Annotated in this window: 22 protein-coding genes; 2 read left to right on the forward strand and 20 right to left on the reverse strand. The window is 60.0% G+C overall.

Annotation, left to right across the window (positions count from 1 at the left end):
- Positions 1-97 precede the first annotated feature (97 nt).
- From AC50YL_RS09435 to AC50YL_RS09475, 9 genes are all read right to left on the reverse strand, one after another.
- Positions 98-2,206: a transglycosylase domain-containing protein gene (locus AC50YL_RS09435; protein ID WP_494831349.1), complete on the reverse strand. Its 2,109-nt coding sequence runs from the start codon at positions 2,204-2,206 to the stop codon at positions 98-100.
- Positions 2,207-2,430: 224 nt separating this feature from the next.
- A complete protein-coding gene (locus AC50YL_RS09440; protein ID WP_494831351.1) occupies positions 2,431-3,429 on the reverse strand; it encodes a Gfo/Idh/MocA family protein in 999 nt (332 codons plus the stop codon).
- 54 nt (positions 3,430-3,483) lie between these two features.
- Positions 3,484-3,795 carry a cupin domain-containing protein gene (locus AC50YL_RS09445; protein ID WP_494831353.1) on the reverse strand — a complete coding sequence of 104 codons (312 nt, stop codon included), beginning with the start codon at positions 3,793-3,795 and terminating at the stop codon, positions 3,484-3,486.
- A gap of 71 nt (positions 3,796-3,866) precedes the next feature.
- Positions 3,867-4,184: a MocE family 2Fe-2S type ferredoxin gene (locus AC50YL_RS09450; protein WP_494831355.1), complete on the reverse strand. Its 318-nt coding sequence runs from the start codon at positions 4,182-4,184 to the stop codon at positions 3,867-3,869.
- Positions 4,184-5,281, reverse strand: a complete 1,098-nt coding sequence (locus tag AC50YL_RS09455; RefSeq protein WP_494831357.1) for a fatty acid desaturase family protein — start codon at positions 5,279-5,281, stop codon at positions 4,184-4,186. Before AC50YL_RS09455 ends, AC50YL_RS09450 begins: the two co-directional genes overlap by 1 nt.
- A gap of 64 nt (positions 5,282-5,345) precedes the next feature.
- The gene (locus tag AC50YL_RS09460; RefSeq protein ID WP_494831359.1) at positions 5,346-6,371 is read right to left on the reverse strand and encodes a LacI family DNA-binding transcriptional regulator; all 1,026 of its coding nucleotides are present in this window, start codon (positions 6,369-6,371) and stop codon (positions 5,346-5,348) included.
- Between the two features lie 121 nt (positions 6,372-6,492).
- Positions 6,493-7,395, reverse strand: a complete 903-nt coding sequence (locus AC50YL_RS09465) for a sugar phosphate isomerase/epimerase family protein (protein WP_494831361.1) — start codon at positions 7,393-7,395, stop codon at positions 6,493-6,495.
- Positions 7,396-7,414: 19 nt separating this feature from the next.
- The gene (locus tag AC50YL_RS09470) at positions 7,415-8,518 is read right to left on the reverse strand and encodes a Gfo/Idh/MocA family protein (protein WP_494831363.1); all 1,104 of its coding nucleotides are present in this window, start codon (positions 8,516-8,518) and stop codon (positions 7,415-7,417) included.
- A 20-nt stretch (positions 8,519-8,538) separates the two neighbouring features.
- Positions 8,539-9,525: an aldose 1-epimerase gene (locus AC50YL_RS09475; protein ID WP_494831365.1), complete on the reverse strand. Its 987-nt coding sequence runs from the start codon at positions 9,523-9,525 to the stop codon at positions 8,539-8,541.
- A 384-nt stretch (positions 9,526-9,909) separates the two neighbouring features.
- Between AC50YL_RS09475 and AC50YL_RS09480 the strand changes: the two genes are divergently transcribed.
- Positions 9,910-10,080, forward strand: a complete 171-nt coding sequence (locus AC50YL_RS09480; protein ID WP_494831367.1) for a hypothetical protein — start codon at positions 9,910-9,912, stop codon at positions 10,078-10,080.
- 60 nt (positions 10,081-10,140) lie between these two features.
- Here the strand turns inward: AC50YL_RS09480 and AC50YL_RS09485 are convergent, their stop codons facing one another.
- Positions 10,141-10,692 (reverse strand): GNAT family N-acetyltransferase, encoded by a 552-nt coding sequence (locus tag AC50YL_RS09485; protein WP_494831369.1) that lies wholly within the window; start codon positions 10,690-10,692, stop codon positions 10,141-10,143.
- A gap of 61 nt (positions 10,693-10,753) precedes the next feature.
- Positions 10,754-11,722, reverse strand: coding sequence for a carbon-nitrogen hydrolase family protein (locus AC50YL_RS09490; protein WP_494831371.1), 969 nt, complete (start codon positions 11,720-11,722; stop codon positions 10,754-10,756).
- Positions 11,723-12,059: 337 nt separating this feature from the next.
- Between AC50YL_RS09490 and pdxR the strand changes: the two genes are divergently transcribed.
- The gene (pdxR, locus tag AC50YL_RS09495; RefSeq protein ID WP_494831373.1) at positions 12,060-13,526 is read left to right on the forward strand and encodes a MocR-like pyridoxine biosynthesis transcription factor PdxR; all 1,467 of its coding nucleotides are present in this window, start codon (positions 12,060-12,062) and stop codon (positions 13,524-13,526) included.
- Positions 13,527-13,583: 57 nt separating this feature from the next.
- Here pdxR and AC50YL_RS09500 read toward each other — a convergent pair whose 3' ends face one another.
- From AC50YL_RS09500 to AC50YL_RS09540, 9 genes are all read right to left on the reverse strand, one after another.
- Positions 13,584-13,787 carry a hypothetical protein gene (locus AC50YL_RS09500; protein WP_494831375.1) on the reverse strand — a complete coding sequence of 68 codons (204 nt, stop codon included), beginning with the start codon at positions 13,785-13,787 and terminating at the stop codon, positions 13,584-13,586.
- 102 nt (positions 13,788-13,889) lie between these two features.
- The gene (locus tag AC50YL_RS09505; protein WP_494831377.1) at positions 13,890-14,081 is read right to left on the reverse strand and encodes a hypothetical protein; all 192 of its coding nucleotides are present in this window, start codon (positions 14,079-14,081) and stop codon (positions 13,890-13,892) included.
- A gap of 7 nt (positions 14,082-14,088) precedes the next feature.
- Complete coding sequence (locus AC50YL_RS09510) at positions 14,089-14,394, reverse strand: hypothetical protein (RefSeq protein WP_494831379.1); 306 nt, start codon at positions 14,392-14,394, stop codon at positions 14,089-14,091.
- A 207-nt stretch (positions 14,395-14,601) separates the two neighbouring features.
- Positions 14,602-15,141, reverse strand: a complete 540-nt coding sequence (locus AC50YL_RS09515; protein WP_494831381.1) for a TraR/DksA C4-type zinc finger protein — start codon at positions 15,139-15,141, stop codon at positions 14,602-14,604.
- A 160-nt stretch (positions 15,142-15,301) separates the two neighbouring features.
- Positions 15,302-15,985 carry an aldo/keto reductase gene (locus tag AC50YL_RS09520; protein ID WP_494831383.1) on the reverse strand — a complete coding sequence of 228 codons (684 nt, stop codon included), beginning with the start codon at positions 15,983-15,985 and terminating at the stop codon, positions 15,302-15,304.
- On the reverse strand, positions 15,961-16,089 hold the full coding sequence (locus AC50YL_RS09525) for a hypothetical protein (protein ID WP_494831385.1): 129 nt from the start codon (positions 16,087-16,089) through the stop codon (positions 15,961-15,963). The genes AC50YL_RS09520 and AC50YL_RS09525 overlap by 25 nt, the downstream gene beginning before the upstream one ends.
- Positions 16,090-16,123: 34 nt before the next feature.
- Entirely contained in the window at positions 16,124-16,933 is an 810-nt protein-coding gene (locus tag AC50YL_RS09530) for an NAD-dependent epimerase/dehydratase family protein (RefSeq protein WP_494831387.1), read from the reverse strand.
- Between the two features lie 79 nt (positions 16,934-17,012).
- Positions 17,013-17,180 carry a hypothetical protein gene (locus AC50YL_RS09535; RefSeq protein ID WP_494831389.1) on the reverse strand — a complete coding sequence of 56 codons (168 nt, stop codon included), beginning with the start codon at positions 17,178-17,180 and terminating at the stop codon, positions 17,013-17,015.
- Positions 17,177-18,955: a glutamine--tRNA ligase/YqeY domain fusion protein gene (locus AC50YL_RS09540; protein WP_494831391.1), complete on the reverse strand. Its 1,779-nt coding sequence runs from the start codon at positions 18,953-18,955 to the stop codon at positions 17,177-17,179. The genes AC50YL_RS09535 and AC50YL_RS09540 overlap by 4 nt, the downstream gene beginning before the upstream one ends.
- Positions 18,956-19,429: the final 474 nt, after the last annotated feature.

Consider the following 19,429-nt stretch of genomic DNA (forward strand, 5'->3'; position numbering starts at 1 on the left):
GCAAAACAGGAGCCGGGCGATATTCGTCCGGCTCCTGTTTTGCGTCTTGGTTTTGTCGATCGAGGAAGCCCGGTGCCGCTAGCTTCATTCGATTCTCTTACTCGTCGCCGTCGTCGTTATCGTTGCCGCCCGGCTTGCCGGGACCGTGATGCCCGGGCGGATGAGGCTTGCCATGCTTGCCGGGACCGCCGTCCGCGGGCGGCTTATTCGGCTTATCGTGATTCTTGCCGGGTTTATCCTCATGATTCTTCCCGGGCGGCGGCGGTTTAGGTTCCTCGTTCGTGCCGTCGTCCGACGGGCGCTCGTGTTTGGCCGGGATGCCCGGCGCTTTCGGAAAGTCCAGCACCGGCTCCCCTTCGAGCGCCTTGCCCATCAGCTCCCGGAAGACGGCCGCCGCCGCCTTCGACGTCGTCGTCAAATAATGGCTGGCGTCCGTATGATCGTACCCGAGCCACACGGCTCCGACGAGCTGCGGCGTATAGCCGACGAACCAATTGTCCTTGATCCCCTCGCCCCCGGTGCCCGGCATCTGGGTCGTTCCCGTCTTGCCGGCGAGCGAGCGATCCCCCAGCGCGGCGGCCTCCCCCGTTCCGTCCCGCACGACGTCTTCGAGCACGGACGTCATCGTTCGGGCTACCGACGCTTCCGTCGTCCGTATGCCGGCATTCTTCGGCGCTTCCGCCAGCAGCTCGCCGTCGGCGGATTCGATGCGGCTGATCGCATGCGCCGGCATGCGCGTCCCATCGTTCGCGAACGCGCCGAACGCCTCGGCCATATCGAGCGGCGACACGCCTTCCTGCAGGCCGCCGAGCGCCAAGGCGAGCGTGCGGTCCGCATCCGTTAGCGAGATGCCGAACCGGGCGGACGAATCCATGCCGGCATCGATGCCGATCTCGTTCAGCAATCGCACGGCCGGAATATTGTAAGAGTTGACGATCGCGTCGTGGATCGACACTTCGCCGTGGTAGCCCCCGCCGGCATTCTGCGGCTGGTAGCCGCCGAAATCCACCGGCTCGTCGAGCAGCTTGTCGTCGGGACCGTATCCTCGTTCGAAGGCCGGCGCGTACACCGAGATCGGCTTCATCGTGGATCCGGGCTGGCGCTTCAACTGCACGGCACGGTTAAACCCGCGGAAAGGCTGATCGCCCCGTCCGCCCACAAGCGCCCGGATCCCGCCGTCGCGCGGATCGACGAGAACGGCGCCGCTCTGGATGAGCTGATCCGATGCGCTGGATGGAAATACGTCGGCCTGCGCATACACGCGTTCGGCCGCCTGCTGCATGTCCGTATCCAATGCCGCGTAGATGCGAAGCCCGCCATGCAGCACTTCATTTTCGGTCAGCCCGTACTGGGCCGCCGCTTCGCGAATGATCGCATCCACGTAATACGGATATTTCATGGCTTCATTGGCGCTCGGCTCGGAACCGCCGAGCACGATCGGTGCGCGGTTCGCCGAATCATACTCGGCAGCGCTGATCATGCCTTGGTCCCGCATCAGCTGCAGCACGACGCCGCGGCGTTCCTTGGCCTCGGTCAAATGCTTGCGGGGCGAAAGCGCGGACGGCGCCTTGATGATGCCCGCCAGCAAGGCCGACTCCGACAGCGTGAGCCGTTCGGCTTTTTTGCCGAAATAGACCTCGGCCGCCCGTTCGATGCCCCAAGCTCCTTCGCCGAAATAAATCTGGTTGAGGTACATCGCCATGATGTGCGGCTTATCGTACTGCTGCTCGATCTTCTGGGCCAGCAGAACTTCCTTCCATTTGCGCGTCCATGTCCGTTCCTGCGACAAGAAGACGTTCTTGGCGAGCTGCTGCGTAATCGTGCTCCCGCCCTGTACCGTCTTCCCGCTTAACAGATTGGTCGCAAACGCGCGTCCGATCCCCCAAGCGTCCGTTCCGCCATGCTCGAAGAACCGTTTATCCTCCACGGCGACGACCGCGTCGACCAGCTGCTTCGGCAAGCTGTCGTAGCTCGCGGGTTCGGACGTGTTTTGCGATATTCGGGTCGCTTCCTTCCCGTCCCGATCATAAATGATCGTCGGCGCCGGCAGCGGCTTCTCCAGCAGGGAGATATCCTGCTTCGCGACCAGCATGCCGAAGACCGCCCAGCCCGCGCCGGCGAACAGCGCACCCGCCAGCACGACGATGACGATGGCCTTCGTCCGCCGCTTCCCTTTCGGAGCTTTTTCTTTGTTGACTGGTTTCATGCGATTGCCCCCATGCGCTTCCTATCGATCTGCGTTCATTTAGATTTGCGTTCATTCTCATAGTCATTCGCAGCGACGCGCGATTTTCGGTGCGTTCCGCCGAAAGAAACATCGGCCCTCGGGAAGAGGAGCAAGACCTGTCCGTTCGTTTCGCGCGGAAAACCGGACAGCAAAAAAGCTTGATCGCTCAAGCTTTTCTCCGATTGCCGACTGCGCCGGCATGCCTAGATCCGAATTTCCTTGCCTTCCCGTGACGATCGGCCGGTAGCCAGCAGCGCGGCGAGCGTTCTCGTGTTATCGCGTCCCGACGAGCCCGGCTCCCGTTGCTCCCTGATCGCCAGCGCGAATTCCCCGAGCGTGCCGTGGATGCTCTCGCGTTCGGGCACGAGAAGAGGCTGCTTCGTCACCGTATGGTTCGCATCGACGACATATACGCCGTAACCATCGCCGGCATCATCCAAGAGGACGGCCCCCGCTTCGCATTGGATGCGCCAAACCCCTTCCCAAGGCATCCGCGCGCCCTTGGCGATCAAGCTGGCGACATAACTGACCGGAACGCCGGCTTCCGTGCGATAGCGGGCATTGACGCTGGGGTCGCCCCGATAGCCGCTGCCCGGATGATTCCAGGTGCTGCCGAGCACGCTTACGATATCGCAATCGAGCAGGAAACGAATCATATCGATATGGTGGACGCTCATTTCCAACAGGATATAGTCGGTCATTTCGCGCTGATACGGCTTGCCGTCATGATCGCAGAAGAATTGCGCGCTGATGAACAGCGGTTTGCCGACCGGACCTTGCCGCAACGCTTGCTTGAGCGTCAACACCGTCGAGAGGTGGCGGTAATTCTGGTTCACCATGATCTGCAGCCCGCGCTCGGCCGCCATCCGGACCATTTCCTCCGCCTCGTCCAAGTCGAGGACGAAGGGCTTCTCCACGAGCACGTGCAGGTTGTTTTCCAAAGCCGATTTGCAAATCTCGTAGTGGAACGGAGACGCGGCGACGATCAGAACGGCGTCGGCGTCCGTTTGCCGGAAAGCTTCGCGGTAATCCGTATACGACATGTCCCGGGAAAGCCCGTTCTGCTCGGAGAATGCCGACAGCGCCTGCGGCGCGATGTCCACCAAGCCCGCATAGGCAAAATCGGGCGACTGCAGGACGAATTCCCGGCCCACCCCGCTGCCGTGAGCGCCAAGGCCGACTTGGATCAGTTTTAATTTCAAGCTCGTCTCCCCTTCCTCCCGTTCGCATCTGGTGCGAGTCCGACGCATATGCGATCAGCGATAGCGGTATCCGATCGATCCTCCCGGCGGCAGCACGCCGTACATGTACACCGCCGTCATCTCTTCGGTCACGACGAGCGAATGCTCGTCTCCCCGCTTCGTCAGCACGATATCCCCGGGTCCGATCTCGTACGCGTCTCCCTCCGTCGTGCAGATACCCCTGCCGCTCACGATGATCCAGTACTCGTTGCAGTCGTGATAATGCAAAGGCACCTCTTGCCCGGCCTTCAAATGATTGATGCCGTAGTGGTTAAGCTCGCTCCACTCCGGGTAGTGCTCCTGATTGTCGGCGCGAATGACCGGCATGACGATTCACCTCGTATCGGTAGTTGTTTCGATGGCAATGCGGTGATTTGGCAGTAAGGATGACAAGCCGATTATATCAGAATCAGGACCTTGTTCGCTTCGATCTTGACCGGATAAGTCTGAAGATCCTTGCAGGCCGGCACGCGCACCGCGGCGCCGCTCGGGATATCGAATCTCCCGTTATGCTTCGGGCATTCGATCACCTTGCCCATGACGAGACCGTCCGCCAAATGAAACTTACCGTGCGTGCAGAAGCCGTCCGTCGCGTAATAATCCCCTTTATCCGTGCGGTACACCGCGAAGGACCGCTCCGCCTGATCGAATCGGATGACGTCCTCGGCTTCGATCTCTCCGACCTCGCATACCTCCACCCATTCGCCGTTCGTCATTAGGCTTCACTCCTTGATTGCAGGTTCTGACCGGATGCCGGTCCGTAACGATAAGGAATCGCCGTTGGCGGCAGCGGCTTCACGACGACGTAGGCCGGATCCCGCTTTTGCTTGCGAAGCGCGGTAACGACTTCGCGCAACGCCGCCCATAGGCCGGGACGCGCTTCGGGGCAATCGCTCTTCATCTCCTCGTGCAGCTTCGGCAAGGCATGGAACGGAACCATCGGGAACATATGGTGCTCGGTGTGGTAGTTCATGTTCCAATACAGGAAACGGAATACCGGATTCATATAGATCGTCCGCGTGTTCAGCCGGTGGTCCAGCACGTCCTCGTACAGCCCCAGGTGCTGCGTAATGCCGAAGAGAAGCACCAGCAGTCCGCCGTAGAAGGACGGGAGGATGACGAACATCGCCGGCAGGATGCTGCCCGTGACCAAGCAGGCTGCCAGGACGGCCAGGAAGACCAGCATGTATATGCGCGCTTCGCGGAACACTTTCGGATATTCGGAAGGGGGAATGTAATCCTTCTCCTGCTCCTCCAGCTTGCCGAACGCGTGCAGGACGAAACGCTTGATCTCGATCGGGCCGCCGTAGAGATGGAACAGCTGCATGTAGAGAATTTTCCAGATCGGCGGTCTCGCGGTAATGATCTCCGGATCCCGGCCGACGATAATGGTATCGGTATGATGGCGGGAATGGCTCCAGCGCCAAGGCGTGGCGGAGCGCAGCACGAAGAACGAAGCGACATGGTACACGGCATCGTTCATCCAAGGCGTCTTGAAGGCCGTGCCGTGTCCGCATTCATGCCACCTGGAATCGCCGGGCGTCGCGTAGAGCAGCCCGTAGAGGAAGAACGCCGGAACCGCCCACCAGGTCCCCCAGGCTTGATAGGCCACGAACCCCAGAAGAACGAGCCCGCCGAACCAAATCAGCGTATCCCGAATCGCCGGGCCGTCCTTCCGTTTCATCAGTTCCTTCATCTTGGCGCGCGGAATGGGCGTCGCATGCCAATCGGCGGAGGCCAGCCCCTTCTCGTCCGCCCGCTTGCTCTCGATGCCCCTCAAACTATAGTCCCTTCGCTGAACCACGACTGCCATTCTGATCCCCTCCTCGTCGATGTCTCCCTGTGCCCGGGCACGGACAAGTCCAAAAAAGAAAGCCCTACAGGCTCTCGGGAATATAAATGTGCGTTTCCGTATAAAAATGCTCCGTCTCGGGCTGCTTGCCCGCGAATACGCGATCGTACAACAGCCGCAACGATAAGTAGCCTTGGCGCTCCGGATTCTGGACGATCGTGAAATCGATGATCCGATCGCGCAGGCCTTGTTCCGTGGAAGGAAGCAAATCGTTGCACACGACCCGGATCCGTCCTTCCTTCCCGTGGCGCTTGATCACGTCGACGCAGGCGTCGATATCGCCCGTCGCCATGTAGATTCCGCCGAGCTCCGCATGCTCGCGAAGCATAAGGTCCAATTGCTCGAACGTATCCGCATAGCGATCGAAGCCTTCGATCACCTGCAGCGCTTCGAGCCGGCTGCCCTGCGCCGCCAGTCCTTGCTTGAACCCCTCGACGCGCGAACGATGGGCATGGAACTTCATGTTGCCCGTGACGATGGCGACTTGGGCGTCCGCCTGCAGCACGCGGTTCATCAGACCGGCGGCCACCGCTCCGCTCTTCCGCAGATCCTGGCCGACGAAGCACAGGCGCCGGCTGCCTTCCACGTCCGAATTAAACGTCACGACCGGCACGTTCAGCTCGGCGGCGTAATCGATGCTCGCCCGGATCAGCTCGTCGTCCATGACGGAGAATAGAATGCCGCTGACGCCTTCCTCCACCAGCTCGCGGATGGCGGCTGCTCCTTCGTCCGGGCGCTTGTTGTCCACGTACCGGTATTCGAGGCGAACGCCGAGGTCCTTGAGCTCGGCCGCGGCGCTGCCGATCCCGCCCCGGATCGCTTCGAAGAACAGGATGTCCTTCGGCGGCATGACGATTCCGAAGACGACGGGTTTCTTCTGGTAGGCGAGCGCTTTGGCCGCGATGTTCGGCACGTAATTCAATTCCTGGATAATAGCGAGGATGCGATCCCGGACATCCGGTTTCACGCCGGGCCTGTCGTTCAGCACCCGGTCGACCGTGCCTCTCGAGACGCCTGCCTGTTTTGCGATTTCCCTGATGGTAACTGTCATAATCCGCTCCTATATTCTGAATGTGCTCGGGCACACAATCATTATAGAGCGATTCGTTCCCGCTCACAAGAGTCTCGTGCCGCAGCCCCCGCCGCCGATCGTTGAAGCTGTCGAGCCCGTTCTACGCGCCGGCTTGCGCGAGCTTCCGGTCCAGGAACGCTTTCGCGCGCGGAATGTCCGCTTCGTCCAGGTGCTCGATGATGATCGGAATGTTCGGATGCAGCTTGGACAGGCGCTTCAAGTACAGGTCGTAATTCAAATCGCCAAGTCCCGGAGCCGGCAGCTCCACGGCGCCCGCCCCCCGGAACGTATGCGACTCGGAGGCGTCGATGTCGGCGTGCTTCTCGGCGGTCTCTTCCGCCCGCTTGCAATCCTTGGCGTGGGCGATGACGACGCGGTCGCCGAGCGCGTTGAAGACGCGGTGCAGCGTCTCGTCGACATGATCGATATTGGCATCCGTGAAATAATTCGTCGGATCCATCAGCAGGCCGAGTCCGGGATGGTTCACGTCCGCGAACAGCCGCGCCACCTGATCCACGGAACCGATCACGTTGTTCACGTAGTTCTCGACCAGGAACGCCGATCCGTTGTCATAGGCGTATTTGGCCAAGGCTTCGATTTGCTTGCAGACTTCCTCGTAGGCTTCCTCGGTACCGTTCTTGGGATCCCATACCCAGTCGCTCTCGGCATTGAACGTCCCCGTCTCGCTCACCACGTAAGGACTGCCCAAGTCGCGGGCAAACTCCAAAATCTTCTTCACGCCGTTCACGTTCCGGCTGCGCTTGGCCGGATCCGGATGGATGAGATTCGTGTAGCCGGAGATGCAGACGATCGGCAGATTGGCTTCGCGGAACGCGTCTCGTATGCGATTGCATTTCTCCTTGGTCAGCGATGCCAAGGTTAGATCCATGTCCTTGAAGGCCAGGTCCAACTGCACGCAGGAAAAGCCGTCCTTCTTGATCCGGGCGATGGATTCCTGCAGCGAATACGGATAGTACGCATTGAAAATACCGACTGAAAGCATGAAACATACCTCCCACGAGTTAGTTTTCGTTGAATACTTCCGCGAATCGTACCGTTCTGCCTTCGGCGATCGACTTGTAGCAGGCGTCGACCGCGGCCATCGTCCGCAAATTATCGCGCCCGCCGATCTCCGGCTCGCCGCCCGTCTCGACGGCGCGCAGCAGTTGCGCCATCGTGCCCTGGAACGCGTCCGGGAACCACGCCTGATCCCACTTCGGACGAATCCATTCGTTCGGCGCTTGTCTCGTCGTCAGCGCCAGGGTGCTCGGGGATCTCTCCGGATACAGCGGCCATCCGATCGTTCCTGCGGCCATGCCGTCCAGCCCTTCGACGCGCCATTTGATGTAGATGTCCTTCTCCGTGCCTTCGCCCGGCCATGCCCAGACGTCGTCCAAGCTCGTCGCCATCAGCTCGCCGGCGTATTGAAAGGTATACTGCGCGATGCCGTCGATGTGCGGAAACGCCGTGCGCGGATCTCGTCTCGCGACCGCCGTGATTCGCTCCGGGTCGCCGAACAGATACCGGAAGGCATCGATATGATGGATGCCCATGTTCAGAATCTCGAGCTGGTCGTACCGTTCGAGGAACGGCTGCCAATGCGGAATCGCCCGCATCTCGACGGTCGCCAGCACCGGCTGTCCCAACAAGCCTTGATCGAGAACGGCTTTGAGCGCGCGAATGGACTGGTCGCAGCGCATATTGGAATTGACCGCGAGCTTGATCCCCGCCGCCTCGCACAGTCCGACGATCTCGCGGGCTTCGCGCGTATTCATCGCGAGCGGCTTCTGGCACAGGATGCCTCGAATATGCGGCTGCTTGACGGCCTCGCGCACGACCTCCAGCTGACGGTCCGGCGGAAACGCGATATCCAGAATCTCGATGTCCGGATTCCGGACCAGCTCCTGCCAGGTGCGGTGCACCCTTGGGATACCGCGGAGCTCGGCGGCGGCTTGGGCATTCTCGTACGTGCGGGACGCGATCGCGATCGGATTGAACCCGGCATCGCGGTAAGCGACGAGGTGGCAATCCCGCATGATGAAGCCCGAGCCGATGCAGCCGATCCGGTAATCCATTCGCTTCGGTAGCTCGGGTCGAATGATTGCGTCGAAATCGATAAGCGCCATCCATGTATCCTCCCTTGCGGCTAAGTGTGATGCGGTTCGATCCAGAGCGACGTTCGCAGAACGCGTTCCTCTCCGGGAAGAATGCCTCCCGCTCCCGTAAGCGCATGCGCGTACGGCAAATTGAACGCATCCGTTACGCAGGTATACGGCTCGATCGAGAACGCATCGTCCCAATCGGGGCGGAACAGCAGCACGAACGGAAATTGTTCGTCCACCCGGTACGCGATCGTATAGCCGGTATCGTTCATGGCGATGCGGCAGACCGGCTCTGCCTCCGGGTCAAGCGACAGCATCGAGCAGCCGAGCTTGGGGTAGCCGCCCAGCAAGGCGCCGCCATCGACAGCGCGGCTGAACGCGGTGGGCGCCGGCGTTCCGGTCGCGAAGGAGAGGTTCGTGATCGGCCACTCTTCCTTGGCCGGCAGTCGCAGCTCCACATTGAGATCGCTTTCATAGGGAATCGAAAAATAAGGATGCAGCCCGTACGCGAACGGGGCTTCATCGGCTCCCTCGTTCTTGATCGTGCTTTCCATGTGCAGTTTCCCTTCCAAGAGACGATACGTCACCGTAAACGTCAGCGGGTGCGGGAAATAAGCCAGAATATCCGGATGATCGCCATAGCGCAGCCGGCTGGTCACCCAAGCCCCGTCTTCCTCCGAGGCGCCGTACTGCATCGCTTTCCATGCGCGATTGCTGAGCTCGCCGTGCAGGTGGTGATCGGGAGGTTCGTTGATGGGAAAATCGTACGACCGGTCCCGGAAACGAAACTGTCCGTCCCGAATCCGGTTCGGCGGAAACAATAGCGGCGTCCCGTACTTCGTGCGGGCGGAATCGCGCAGCGTCCGCAGGCCGACCCGCGTCCGGATCGCCTCGCGGCCCGCGCTGCCGAACCCGAAGAGATTGTTGCCGGCTTCCGGCAGCAGCTTCGCTTCGGACCGACTCGCAATATCCGTCAACACGATTACGGTCATGCCGTCTTGAAGAGATGCATCGGCTGAATAACGGTTCAATTTGCTCCCTCCAGACAAATCGGGATTACGATACATGAGCGTGAAGGTTAGGACAAAGGGTCAATGTCAGCGGTTACATTATTCATGTGCCCGGGCACATTTGATTATATACCTCCGATGCGATTCGTACAATAGGTCCTGAACAGAAATTCGCCGCGCATTTCATCCGTACGGCATTCAACAAGCACACATACTTAATGACATTAATTATATAGCCAAGCAACAGCGTTTCCGACAGCTTTATACCGCGAACGTGGAGCTCTTGTTTCTAGATTTGACGCGGCCGATTCCGGCAGTTTCATAGTCCGCTGCTGAAATGCATGCTGCCGGCATAAGATAATGCTATGAGGTTCCGCACAATCCAGCTTGAGGAGATGAAGTGCCTTGCATGCCGGAAAAGCCATTCGCCTGTTTCTCGTCGGCCTTGTCTTTGCCATCGTCGCGATCGGTCTCCTGCCGTTTCTGGTCGTACTGAACTGGAGCGATCTGTACGGCTTGTCGGAGGTGGATCCGCCTTCGTTTCCCGTGCCGTTCCTGCAGAAGCTCTTTAAGTAGCGGGCCGGCGCGTTCGCTGCCGGGAATCCGAAGCGAAAGGCCGCCTGTCGCCAGGCGGCCTTAGTAGGTAAACTCGTCCTTTAACAGTCCCATGATCACGGTATCGTAATACGTCCCGTCGATGTAGGCGTCGCTGCGCAAGCGTCCTTCGACGACGAACCCGCATTTTTCGTACGCCCGGATGGCTCGCGTATTCCCGCTCCACGTATCGAGCTGCACGCGGTTCAGATTCATGGTCTCGAATAGATAACGAACGAGCGCCTTGACCGCATCAGAGCCGTATCCGTTGCTCCAATACGCCTTATCCCCGATGCCGATGCCGATCGTGCAGCGACGGGAGACGATATTCAATTCCCGGTATACGATCATGCCGATATGCTTCGGCTGCTCCTCGCGCGAATAAATGCTGAATTTTCCCTCTTCCCGTTTGTCCAGCTGAAGAACGGCCGCCTGATACGTATGCTCGAGCTGTTCGACGGGCACATGGCTGAAGCGGTACAAGCCGGTGCCCGCCTCGTGCTTCGCGGTTTCTTCATCGTTGCGCCATTCGCAAGTCCGCTTGAAGTCTTCCAGCGATACCGGCCTTAATTCGACTTTCGTTCCAGTAATCATAGCATTCGGCACCATCCTTGTCGGTTATGCCGAGTATTATAGCCGTTGCCCGGGAAGCCGGTCAACCGGCGACCGGATCGCGGCTTGCCGTACGAACGATCTCTTGCTTCCGCTCGTTGACGACCAGCTGGAAAACGTCCGGCCGGCTGTAATGGCCGACCGCGTCGAAATCGAAGCGGCTTTGCGCGACTTGCGAAAGATCCAGCTCGGCGAGCACGATTCCTTCCCGGTCATATAGCGGTTCCACGACGTATTCGCCAAGCGGCCCGACGACGGCGCTGCCTCCTCGGCAAAGAATCTCGCGATCGTCCCGAATATCCTCATGCGCAGCGTAGTCCGCGGGGTAAGAAGCCTTGGTCGCAAACTGGTTGCAGGACACGACGAAGCAGCGGCCTTCGCAGGCGATATGCCGGATCGTCGCCTGCCAAGTATCCCGCGCGTCCGCCGTCGGCGCGAGGTAGATGTCGATGCCCTTCGCGTACATCGCCGTACGGGCGAGCGGCATGTAATTCTCCCAGCAGATAAGCCCTCCGATTCGGCCGAAAGGGGTATCGATCACGGTCAGCGTGCTGCCGTCGCCCTGTCCCCATATGAGCCGCTCGGAGCCCGTGGGGACGAGCTTGCGATGCTTCCCCAGCAGCGCTCCGTCCGGACCGAAGTAGACGAGCGAGTTATACAAGGTGCCTCCGCTGAATTCCTGGTCGCGTTCCACGACGCCGATGACCAGGTATACCCCTAGCTCCTTGGCCAATTCGCCGAGCAGCAGCGTCTCGGCACCCGGCACGTCGACGGCGCCCATCCAGTAACGCTCCCAATCCTTGCGTCCGTCTTCCGTGCGGCTGCCGACGCGAGCGCCGAAGCTCAAGCCGCGCGGATACCCGGGGAGAAAAGCTTCCGGGAACACGATCAAGTCCGAGCCTTGCGCGGCCGCCTCCTTCGATAGGCTTGCGATCCTGTCCATCGCGGATTGCTTGTCGAACAGGATCGGCGCGGCTTGGACGACCGCGATTTTGATCCGTTGCGCTTTCATTCCACCACTCCCTCCTATGCAGATGCTCGTTCACCGGACCCGGTCGGCGCGGGCAAGCTTCACATCGATCTGAAGACCTTGTCACCCAAGCGCTGCGTATCTGCTTGACGACAATCATAGAAGATAAGCAAAAGCGTGAAACCATCCAATGACGGATGAAATCGGACCCTCCACTTGCTGCTCGGGACTCCCCGTGCGGCGCGTCCCTCTGCTTGCAAGGCAAGGAAAAGCCGAAGAATCGTCACGGTTAACGCGGAATCAAAGCCTGTTCACTGGGGAAAAAGTGGTATGATAACAATCGAATCGTCGTTATCGACAAGCCGGAGGTCGTCCTAACATGTGGAAGCCCGATCGAGACAGCAAAAAGCCGCTGTATGAACAAATCGCCGATCATCTGGAGCAGCGGATCGCCTTCGGCGAATTCCCGCCGGGCAGCCAGCTCCCCTCCGAGCGCAGGTTGGCGGAACAGCTCGGCGTCAATCGCAGCACCGTCATTCTGGCGTTCGGGGAGCTTCGCGCGCTCGGCATCATCGAGAGCCGCACGGGCAGCGGGACCCGCGTGAGCATGACCAAATGGGGAGCCACGCCCAAGCATACGCCCAATTGGCGCCGGTACGCCGAAGGCGGCGGTTTCCTGCCCAATGTCCCTTTCATGCGCAAAATCCGCGAATCGCTCGCGCAGCATCCCGGGCTGATCGATTTCGCGAGCGGCGAGCTTTCGGCGGATCTGGCGCCGACCGAGGAGATCGCCGCGCTGATGAACGAGCATCGCTATACCGCTTATCTGGGATACGACAACCCGCAAGGCTACATTCCGCTGAGGCAGGCGCTCGTGTCCTACCTGGAGCAATATCGGGGCATCCGCACGACCGAATCTTCGATTCTCGTGACGTCCGGATCCCAGCAATCGTTATTTTTGATCACGCAGTGCTTGTTGTCCCCCGGCGATGCCGTCGCGATCGAAGATCCTTCCTACTGCTATTCGCTGCCGATGTTTCAATCGGCGGGCCTTCGGCTGTTCCGCCTGCCCGTCGACGAACGCGGGATTCGTCCGGAGGATATACGCGCGTTGTACAAGAAGCATCGCATCAAGATGGTGTTTACGAACCCGAATTATCAGAACCCGACCGGGACCGTGCTCAGCCCCGAGCGGCGCAAGCAACTGTTCGAAGTCGCAAGCGAACTGGGGCTGCCGATCGTGGAGGACGATCCGTTCGGCTTGACTTCGTTCGAGCCGAACGTCCCGGCTCCCCTCAAATCCTTCGATGCGAACGGCTCGGTCCTGTATATCGGCTCGTTCTCGAAAATCGCGGCTTCCGGCCTGCGCATCGGATGGATGGTCGCGCCGAACGCGATCGTGGAGCGGCTCGCGGACGCGAGACAGCAAATGGACTTCGGCCTCAGCGTAATCCCGCAGCAGGTGGTGGCGCAATTTATGCAATCGCCCTATTTCATGCCGCATCTCGAACGGCTGCGGATGCAGCTCCAGTTCAAACGGGACCTGTTGATCGATGCGTTGCGCCGGGAGCTCCCCGGTCAGATCGCGTTCGCCGTTCCCGACGGAGGCTTGCACCTATGGTGCAAGCTGCTTCGCGAGGTGCATGACGGCAAGCTGCTGGAGGAAGCGATCCGGGCGGGCGTCGTATTCGTGCCCGGCGGCGTATACGGCTCGGATTCCGGCTTCGTGCGGTTCACGTACGCGAGACCGCGCGCGGAGGACATCGGCCCGGGCATCGCGAGATTCGCGGATGCGCTGCGGGAAGCGACGGCGAGGACCGCCGGCGGCCAGCCCTCGTCCCGGTAAACGCAAAGAACCGCGCAGCTGCATAAGCTGCGCGGTTCTGTTGCGTTTGCGTGCGAATCAATGGTTAAAGAATACCAGCAAGCAAATGCCGGCTATGAGGAGACCGATCACGTAAATCCCGCTTAAGCTGCGCCATTTTCGATCGGTATTTTGGAAATAACCCGGATTTTCCTTCTTGTTGTCCTTCGATTCCCCGATCATGATCGTCCCCACCAAGCCGGCTAACAACACGATTACGACAAGCACGATTAACCCCGTCATTCTCATCACCCGGCTTCATTATAATGAACCGGCCGCGAGAGCGCACCCGCCAATTGACGGCGGTTCGGACCATCCAATTGTGATTCGCGCGCAACGTTCGGGCTACTCGTTAAGATAAGTCGTCATCTTGTTCTGAATCAGTTTCGCGACATCCTCCGCCGACTTTTGCCCGCTGAAATACGCCTTGGATTCGTCGATGACGAGCCGGTTGGGCACGGTTGGATCTTTCGCTCGTTGCGCATGATGTGCTCCTGATTGTTTGCCGATGCCAGCCCTTCGTTGCAAGCCATTCACCTTGTCATTACCCTTCCGTCACCGCGGCCTCCAGATCGCCGGCCACCTCCATCATCTTGGGAATGACGGCTTCGTTGGTACCGGATACGTAGATATCTCCCTGATAATGACGGAACGGGATCTTCGCGTCCCCGTGGCTCCACATGAAGAAATCGCCTTCGATCGACATGGTCGTCGATCCGGTCACGGTAAAGACGGGCGTATAGGAGAATTCCGGCTTGGACCCGAAATAAAGCATGCATTCCTCCAGCGTGATGGTTGTCGGATCCCCGTTTTCGTTAAGTTCTCTTGTAATGCGATAGCGTTTACTCATTGCGCTGCCTCCAAGCTAATTATAGTTACAGCTAGTTTACCATAGCGAAGCTTCGGATTGAACCGGAGGCCGAAATGAGCGGCGATCCGCTGGTCAAACACGGCTCGGGTCCCCCGCCGGGCCGATAGAAAAGGCGGCATCGCCTTGATGCCGCCTTTTCTATCGGTCCCTTTATCCATGCCTTCTATCCGCGCCTTCGGCTCGTGCTCAGACGTCCTCGTCCGTTCGCGCCGTGCCGCTTGCGTTCCCGTAGTCCGCAAGCGCCTTCCAAGCGTCCGCGTCATCGAACCGTCCGGCGTGCGACTGTCTGCCCGCGCCGGCTCCGGCCGGCGGCGGTGTCATGACCTGCTCCTCCACCGGCCGTTCTTCCGATATCGTATCCGAGGCATGCTTGGCGCAGCGCGCGGCGGCCGGAATCGCCCGGAGCCGATCGAACGGAATCGGTTCGCCGCATGTCTCGCACCGGCCGTAAGTACCGTCCGCCAATCGGCCCAGCGCGGCCTCGACCTCGTCAAGCTGTTGCCGCAGCCGCTCGTCGATCGCCATGTCCCGTTCGCGCTCGAACGTCTCGGTGCCCAAGTCTCCGGGGTGATTATCGTAGGCGGAGAGCTCTCCGGTCGCCGCCGTTTCCGATTCCGCCAAGCCGCCTCCCGCGTCCCCGCGCTCGAAATGAGCCTCCAGCTCCCTTTTCTCGTCGCGAAGCATGCGGTCCAGTTCCCTCAGCTGCCCGTCGTTTAACGTTGTCATCGATCCGCCACTCCTCTCGGTCTTGAATTCGAACTTAGTTCTGTTTACCCCTAGGCGGAAATAGTTGACGCACCGCTGCGCAAGACCATGCGCCGGCATAGAAAAAGAGGGGCTGTACGCCCCTCTCGCACAATGCTGCTATCCTCGGCCGGATTCTGCCTTAACGCGGCGCAAGCCATTTCCGCAGCTGCGCGTCCTCCGCTTCGGTCAGCGGCCCTTGGCCGACGGCCCGCAGATTGGCGCGAACCCACTCCGCCTTGCGCATGGAAACGACGACATGGTCGACCAGCGGCTCGGCGGCGACCCAGCGGAGCAGGATGGCGGCGTCCTTGTCCGCTCCGATTTCATCCAGCTTCCATCCGCGGACGAACGGCGACAAGGCGATCGCGTCCATCCCCAGCGATCTCGCCGTCTCGAACATCTCCTTGGCTTCCGGATGGAACGCATTGTACGGTGCCAATACCGCGGATACCGGATGAACGGCCGGCAGCTGCCGCAAATGCCCGAGCTGCGCCATGCCGAGCGCCACCCGCTTGACCTTGCCCGCCTGCACCCAGTCCTGCGCGAGCGCCAATTCTTCCCGGAGCTTCGCGGTATCGTCGTGAGCGTGGATCACCAAGAGATCGATCGCGTCCGTCTGCAGTTCTTCCAGCATGAGATCGAGATGCTGCGGCTCGTACGGCGTATAGTCGACCAGCTCGTTTTCCCGGCCGGGCTGCTTGAAGAAATTCCATGCCATGATCCGCGCTTCGTCCCGCCGGCCGAGCCGTTTCAGCACATGCCCGAGCGCGACGCGTTCTTGATAGTATGTCGTGTCGATCAAGGCGATGCCGTATCGAGACACGCGGCCACGATCGCGCACTGCTCTTCGAACGACGCATGGGGATCGTTTCCGAGCTCCTCGATGAATGAATGTCCGCCTAAGCCCAGCTTTGATTCCTTGCTCATGGTTGCCTGGCTCCTCTCTTTGCTTGGTGCGCTATTATCGCCCGACGATCGTTCCGTCCTGCGTGAATTCCTGGATGAAGGTGCCGAAATGATAATGCGGTTCATACCCGAGCTCCGCGCGTTCCCGCGATAAGTCCATCGTCTCGAGCCGGGCAGGCAGCTCTAAGCGATAAGCTTCGATGAGCCGCTTCGCGCCGGGGTACAGCCGTTCCCACGCGTCGGCGGGAGCGGCCGCATAGCTCTGCTTGTCCGCTTCGGTGAACGCGTCATGCCGCACGATATGATACGTCCCGTATGCCTGCGGGCATACGACGGCGGACGCCACGGCTTGAATCACGTCCCGGCGGTCGACGCCGCCGTGAAGCAGCCTTTCGCCATAGTGGCGCGCGTCCGTATAAGGCGTAAAATCCGCCGGACGCAGAAGAATGACCTCGATGCCATGCTGATCGTGGTAATAGCGGCACAGCTGCTCGCCGATTTTCTTCGTGTACGCATAGAAATCCGAACCGTAGAACGACATGCTCGACAGCCACACCACGCGGCGCACCCGATTGTTGACCGCGGACTGGAACATGTTGAAGGTCCCCGTAATATTGAGCTCGTAAAAATCGCGCTCGGAGCGCTGTCCCATATGGATCCCATGCCACGCCGGCGTATGGACGATGACATCCGCGCCTTCGGCGGCTTGGTCCAACGCGCCGGGCTCGCGGACATCCGCCGGGTAGAACGGCAGCGTCGTATCCATCGCGGTAATATCCGACAAACGGATCTCGTGCGTCGCGCGCAGCGCTTCGGCCGCCCCGGAGCCCACGCTCCCGGTCGCGCCGGTAATCAATAGCTTCATCTGCTTGTCCCCTCTCCATGATGGTCTCGTCTCCAGTATACCAGCGCGCGCCGGAGCCTGATAAGAACTGAAAAAATGATTACTCAGTAACCTTGAAGTAAGTAAAGGCCTTCACCATCGGTTGAGCCGCGAACGGTCGAGCGGCAACAATTCCGCAAATGTTCGCATCAAAAAAGCCGCCGAATGCAATCGGCGGCTTGCAGCAAAGATTCAACGATTCGCGCCGCGACCGGACGGCGGCGATCATGTCTTGTTCCACGAATCCTTCAACGGCACGATCCGGTTGAGGATCAGTCCGCCGCCGGGCCCGCTTACCTTATCCACGCAGAAATACCCGTGGCGGATCAATTGGAAGCGCTCCTCCGGGCGGGCATTTCGCGCGGAGGGCTCCAACAAAGCATCGCCAAGGATAATCCGCGAATCCGGGTTCAGCGCATTCGCCCAATCGCCGCCGTCGTCCTTCGGATGATGCCGGTCCAGCAGCAGCTTGTCGAACAATCGAACCTCGGCCCGGACGGCATGTTCCGCCGAGACCCAATGAATCGTCCCCTTCACCTTGCGCCCGGCAAACCCCGTGCCGCTCTTCGTAAGCGGATCGTACGTGCAGCGAAGCTCTGCGACCTCGCCTGTCGCCGGATCCTTGACTACTTTCTCGCAGCGAATGTAATAAGCGCCCTTCAGCCTGACCTCAGTGCCCGGAGCGAGCCGGTGGAAGCCCTTGACCGGCTGCTCCATAAAGTCATCCCGTTCGATATAGACGGTGCGGGAGAACGGAACGTCCCGCGTGCCGAGCGCTTCGTTCTCCGCGTTGTTCTCGATCGTCAAGTATTCCGCAGCATCCGGCGGATAGTTGACGATGACGACCTTGAGCGGGCGAAGCACCGCCATGATGCTCGCCGCCGATGCCTTCAGCTCCTGCCTGAGGCCCTGCTCGAGGAGCGAGATATCCACCGTGCTTTCGGCGCGGATGCTGCCGATCTGCTCCATGAACCCGCGAATGCTCTCCGGCGTAAAGCCTCTCCTGCGCAGGCCGCGCAGCGTCGGCAGCCTGGGATCGTCCCACCCGTCCACGAAGCCGCCTTCGACCAACTGGCGCAGGAACCGTTTGCTCGTCACGACGCCGGTCACGTTCAGACGTCCGAATTCCCTTTGCCGCGGCGGCTCTTGCGTATCCAGCTCGTTCAAGACCCATTCGTACAATGGCCGGTGGTCCTTGAATTCGTTGGAACACAGGGAATACGTGATCCCCTCGATCGCGTCCTGGATCGGATGGGCGAAATCATACAGGGGATAGATGCACCATTCCGTGCCCGTGCGGTAATGCGCGGCGAAAATGATGCGGTAGAGGACCGGATCGCGCAGATTAATGTTGGGCGAGCTCATATCGATCTTGGCGCGGACGACCTTGGAGGACGCCGGGAACTCGCCGTTCTTCATCCGCTCGAAGAGCGAGAGGTTCTCCTCGGCCGACCGGTCGCGATAAGGACTGTTCCTGCCGGGCTCCGTCAACGTTCCCCGGTATGCGGTCACTTCCTCCGGCGTCAGGTCGCAGACGTAAGCCTTGCCTTTCTCGATCAACGCGACGGCAGCCCGATAGATGGCGTCGGAATAATCCGACCCGTAATAGACGCGGTCGCCGGGATCGTAACCGAGCCACTTGATATCCTCGAGGATCGCGTCGACATACGCCGCATCCTCCTTCAGCGGATTCGTGTCGTCGAAGCGCAAATGAAACGTCCCGTCGTATCTGGCCGCCAGCGAATAATTCGTATGGATCGCGTAGGCGCTTCCGATATGCAGATAACCGTTCGGTTCGGGCGGGAAACGCGTGCACATCGCCCGATCGAAGGGATTCGACGCCGCTTCCTCGTCGATCAGCCTGGCCAGAAAATGGTCGGAGCCGCGTTCTTTATAGTTAACGTTCTCGTTCTCGTTCTCGAATTTGTTATTCTCGTTTCCGCTAGCGTGATCGTTACCGTTCCCGTGATGCTTACGGTTATGGCTATCCTTCTCATGCCCCATGGCCGACGCCTCCTATGAACAAGCTGAATGGAAATCCGCGCAAATAAAAAAACCTCACCTCCAAGACCTCCGGTCTTGGGGACGAAATTTTCGCGGTACCACCCCAGGTTCATTAATATGTCGCCATATTAACCTCTTCGAGTACGGCATTGCGGACAATGCGATACTCTAGCCCTGTAACGGGAGCGCCCGTCATGCCATCCCCCGACTGCAATCAGGTTCCGGCGCGCTGCTCGGAGGCTTGTTTCGAGGATCGCCGCTTCGCTCCTTCTCAACTGCCGGAGCTCCCTGTGCAAGCGCGCCATCCCTTACTCTTCTCGTCATCGCGTTTGGATATGCTGTCAATGGTAACAAATCGCAATCGCCTTGTAAACCGGCATCCGCGGATCGCGGTCCGATTTTTCGCTCCGGTCGAATCTCTCCGTCAACGCTTACATCCCGCTTCCAATAATTGAGGATAGGTAATCCGGCTTC

The organism is Paenibacillus sp. J22P277 (genome assembly GCF_059383675.1).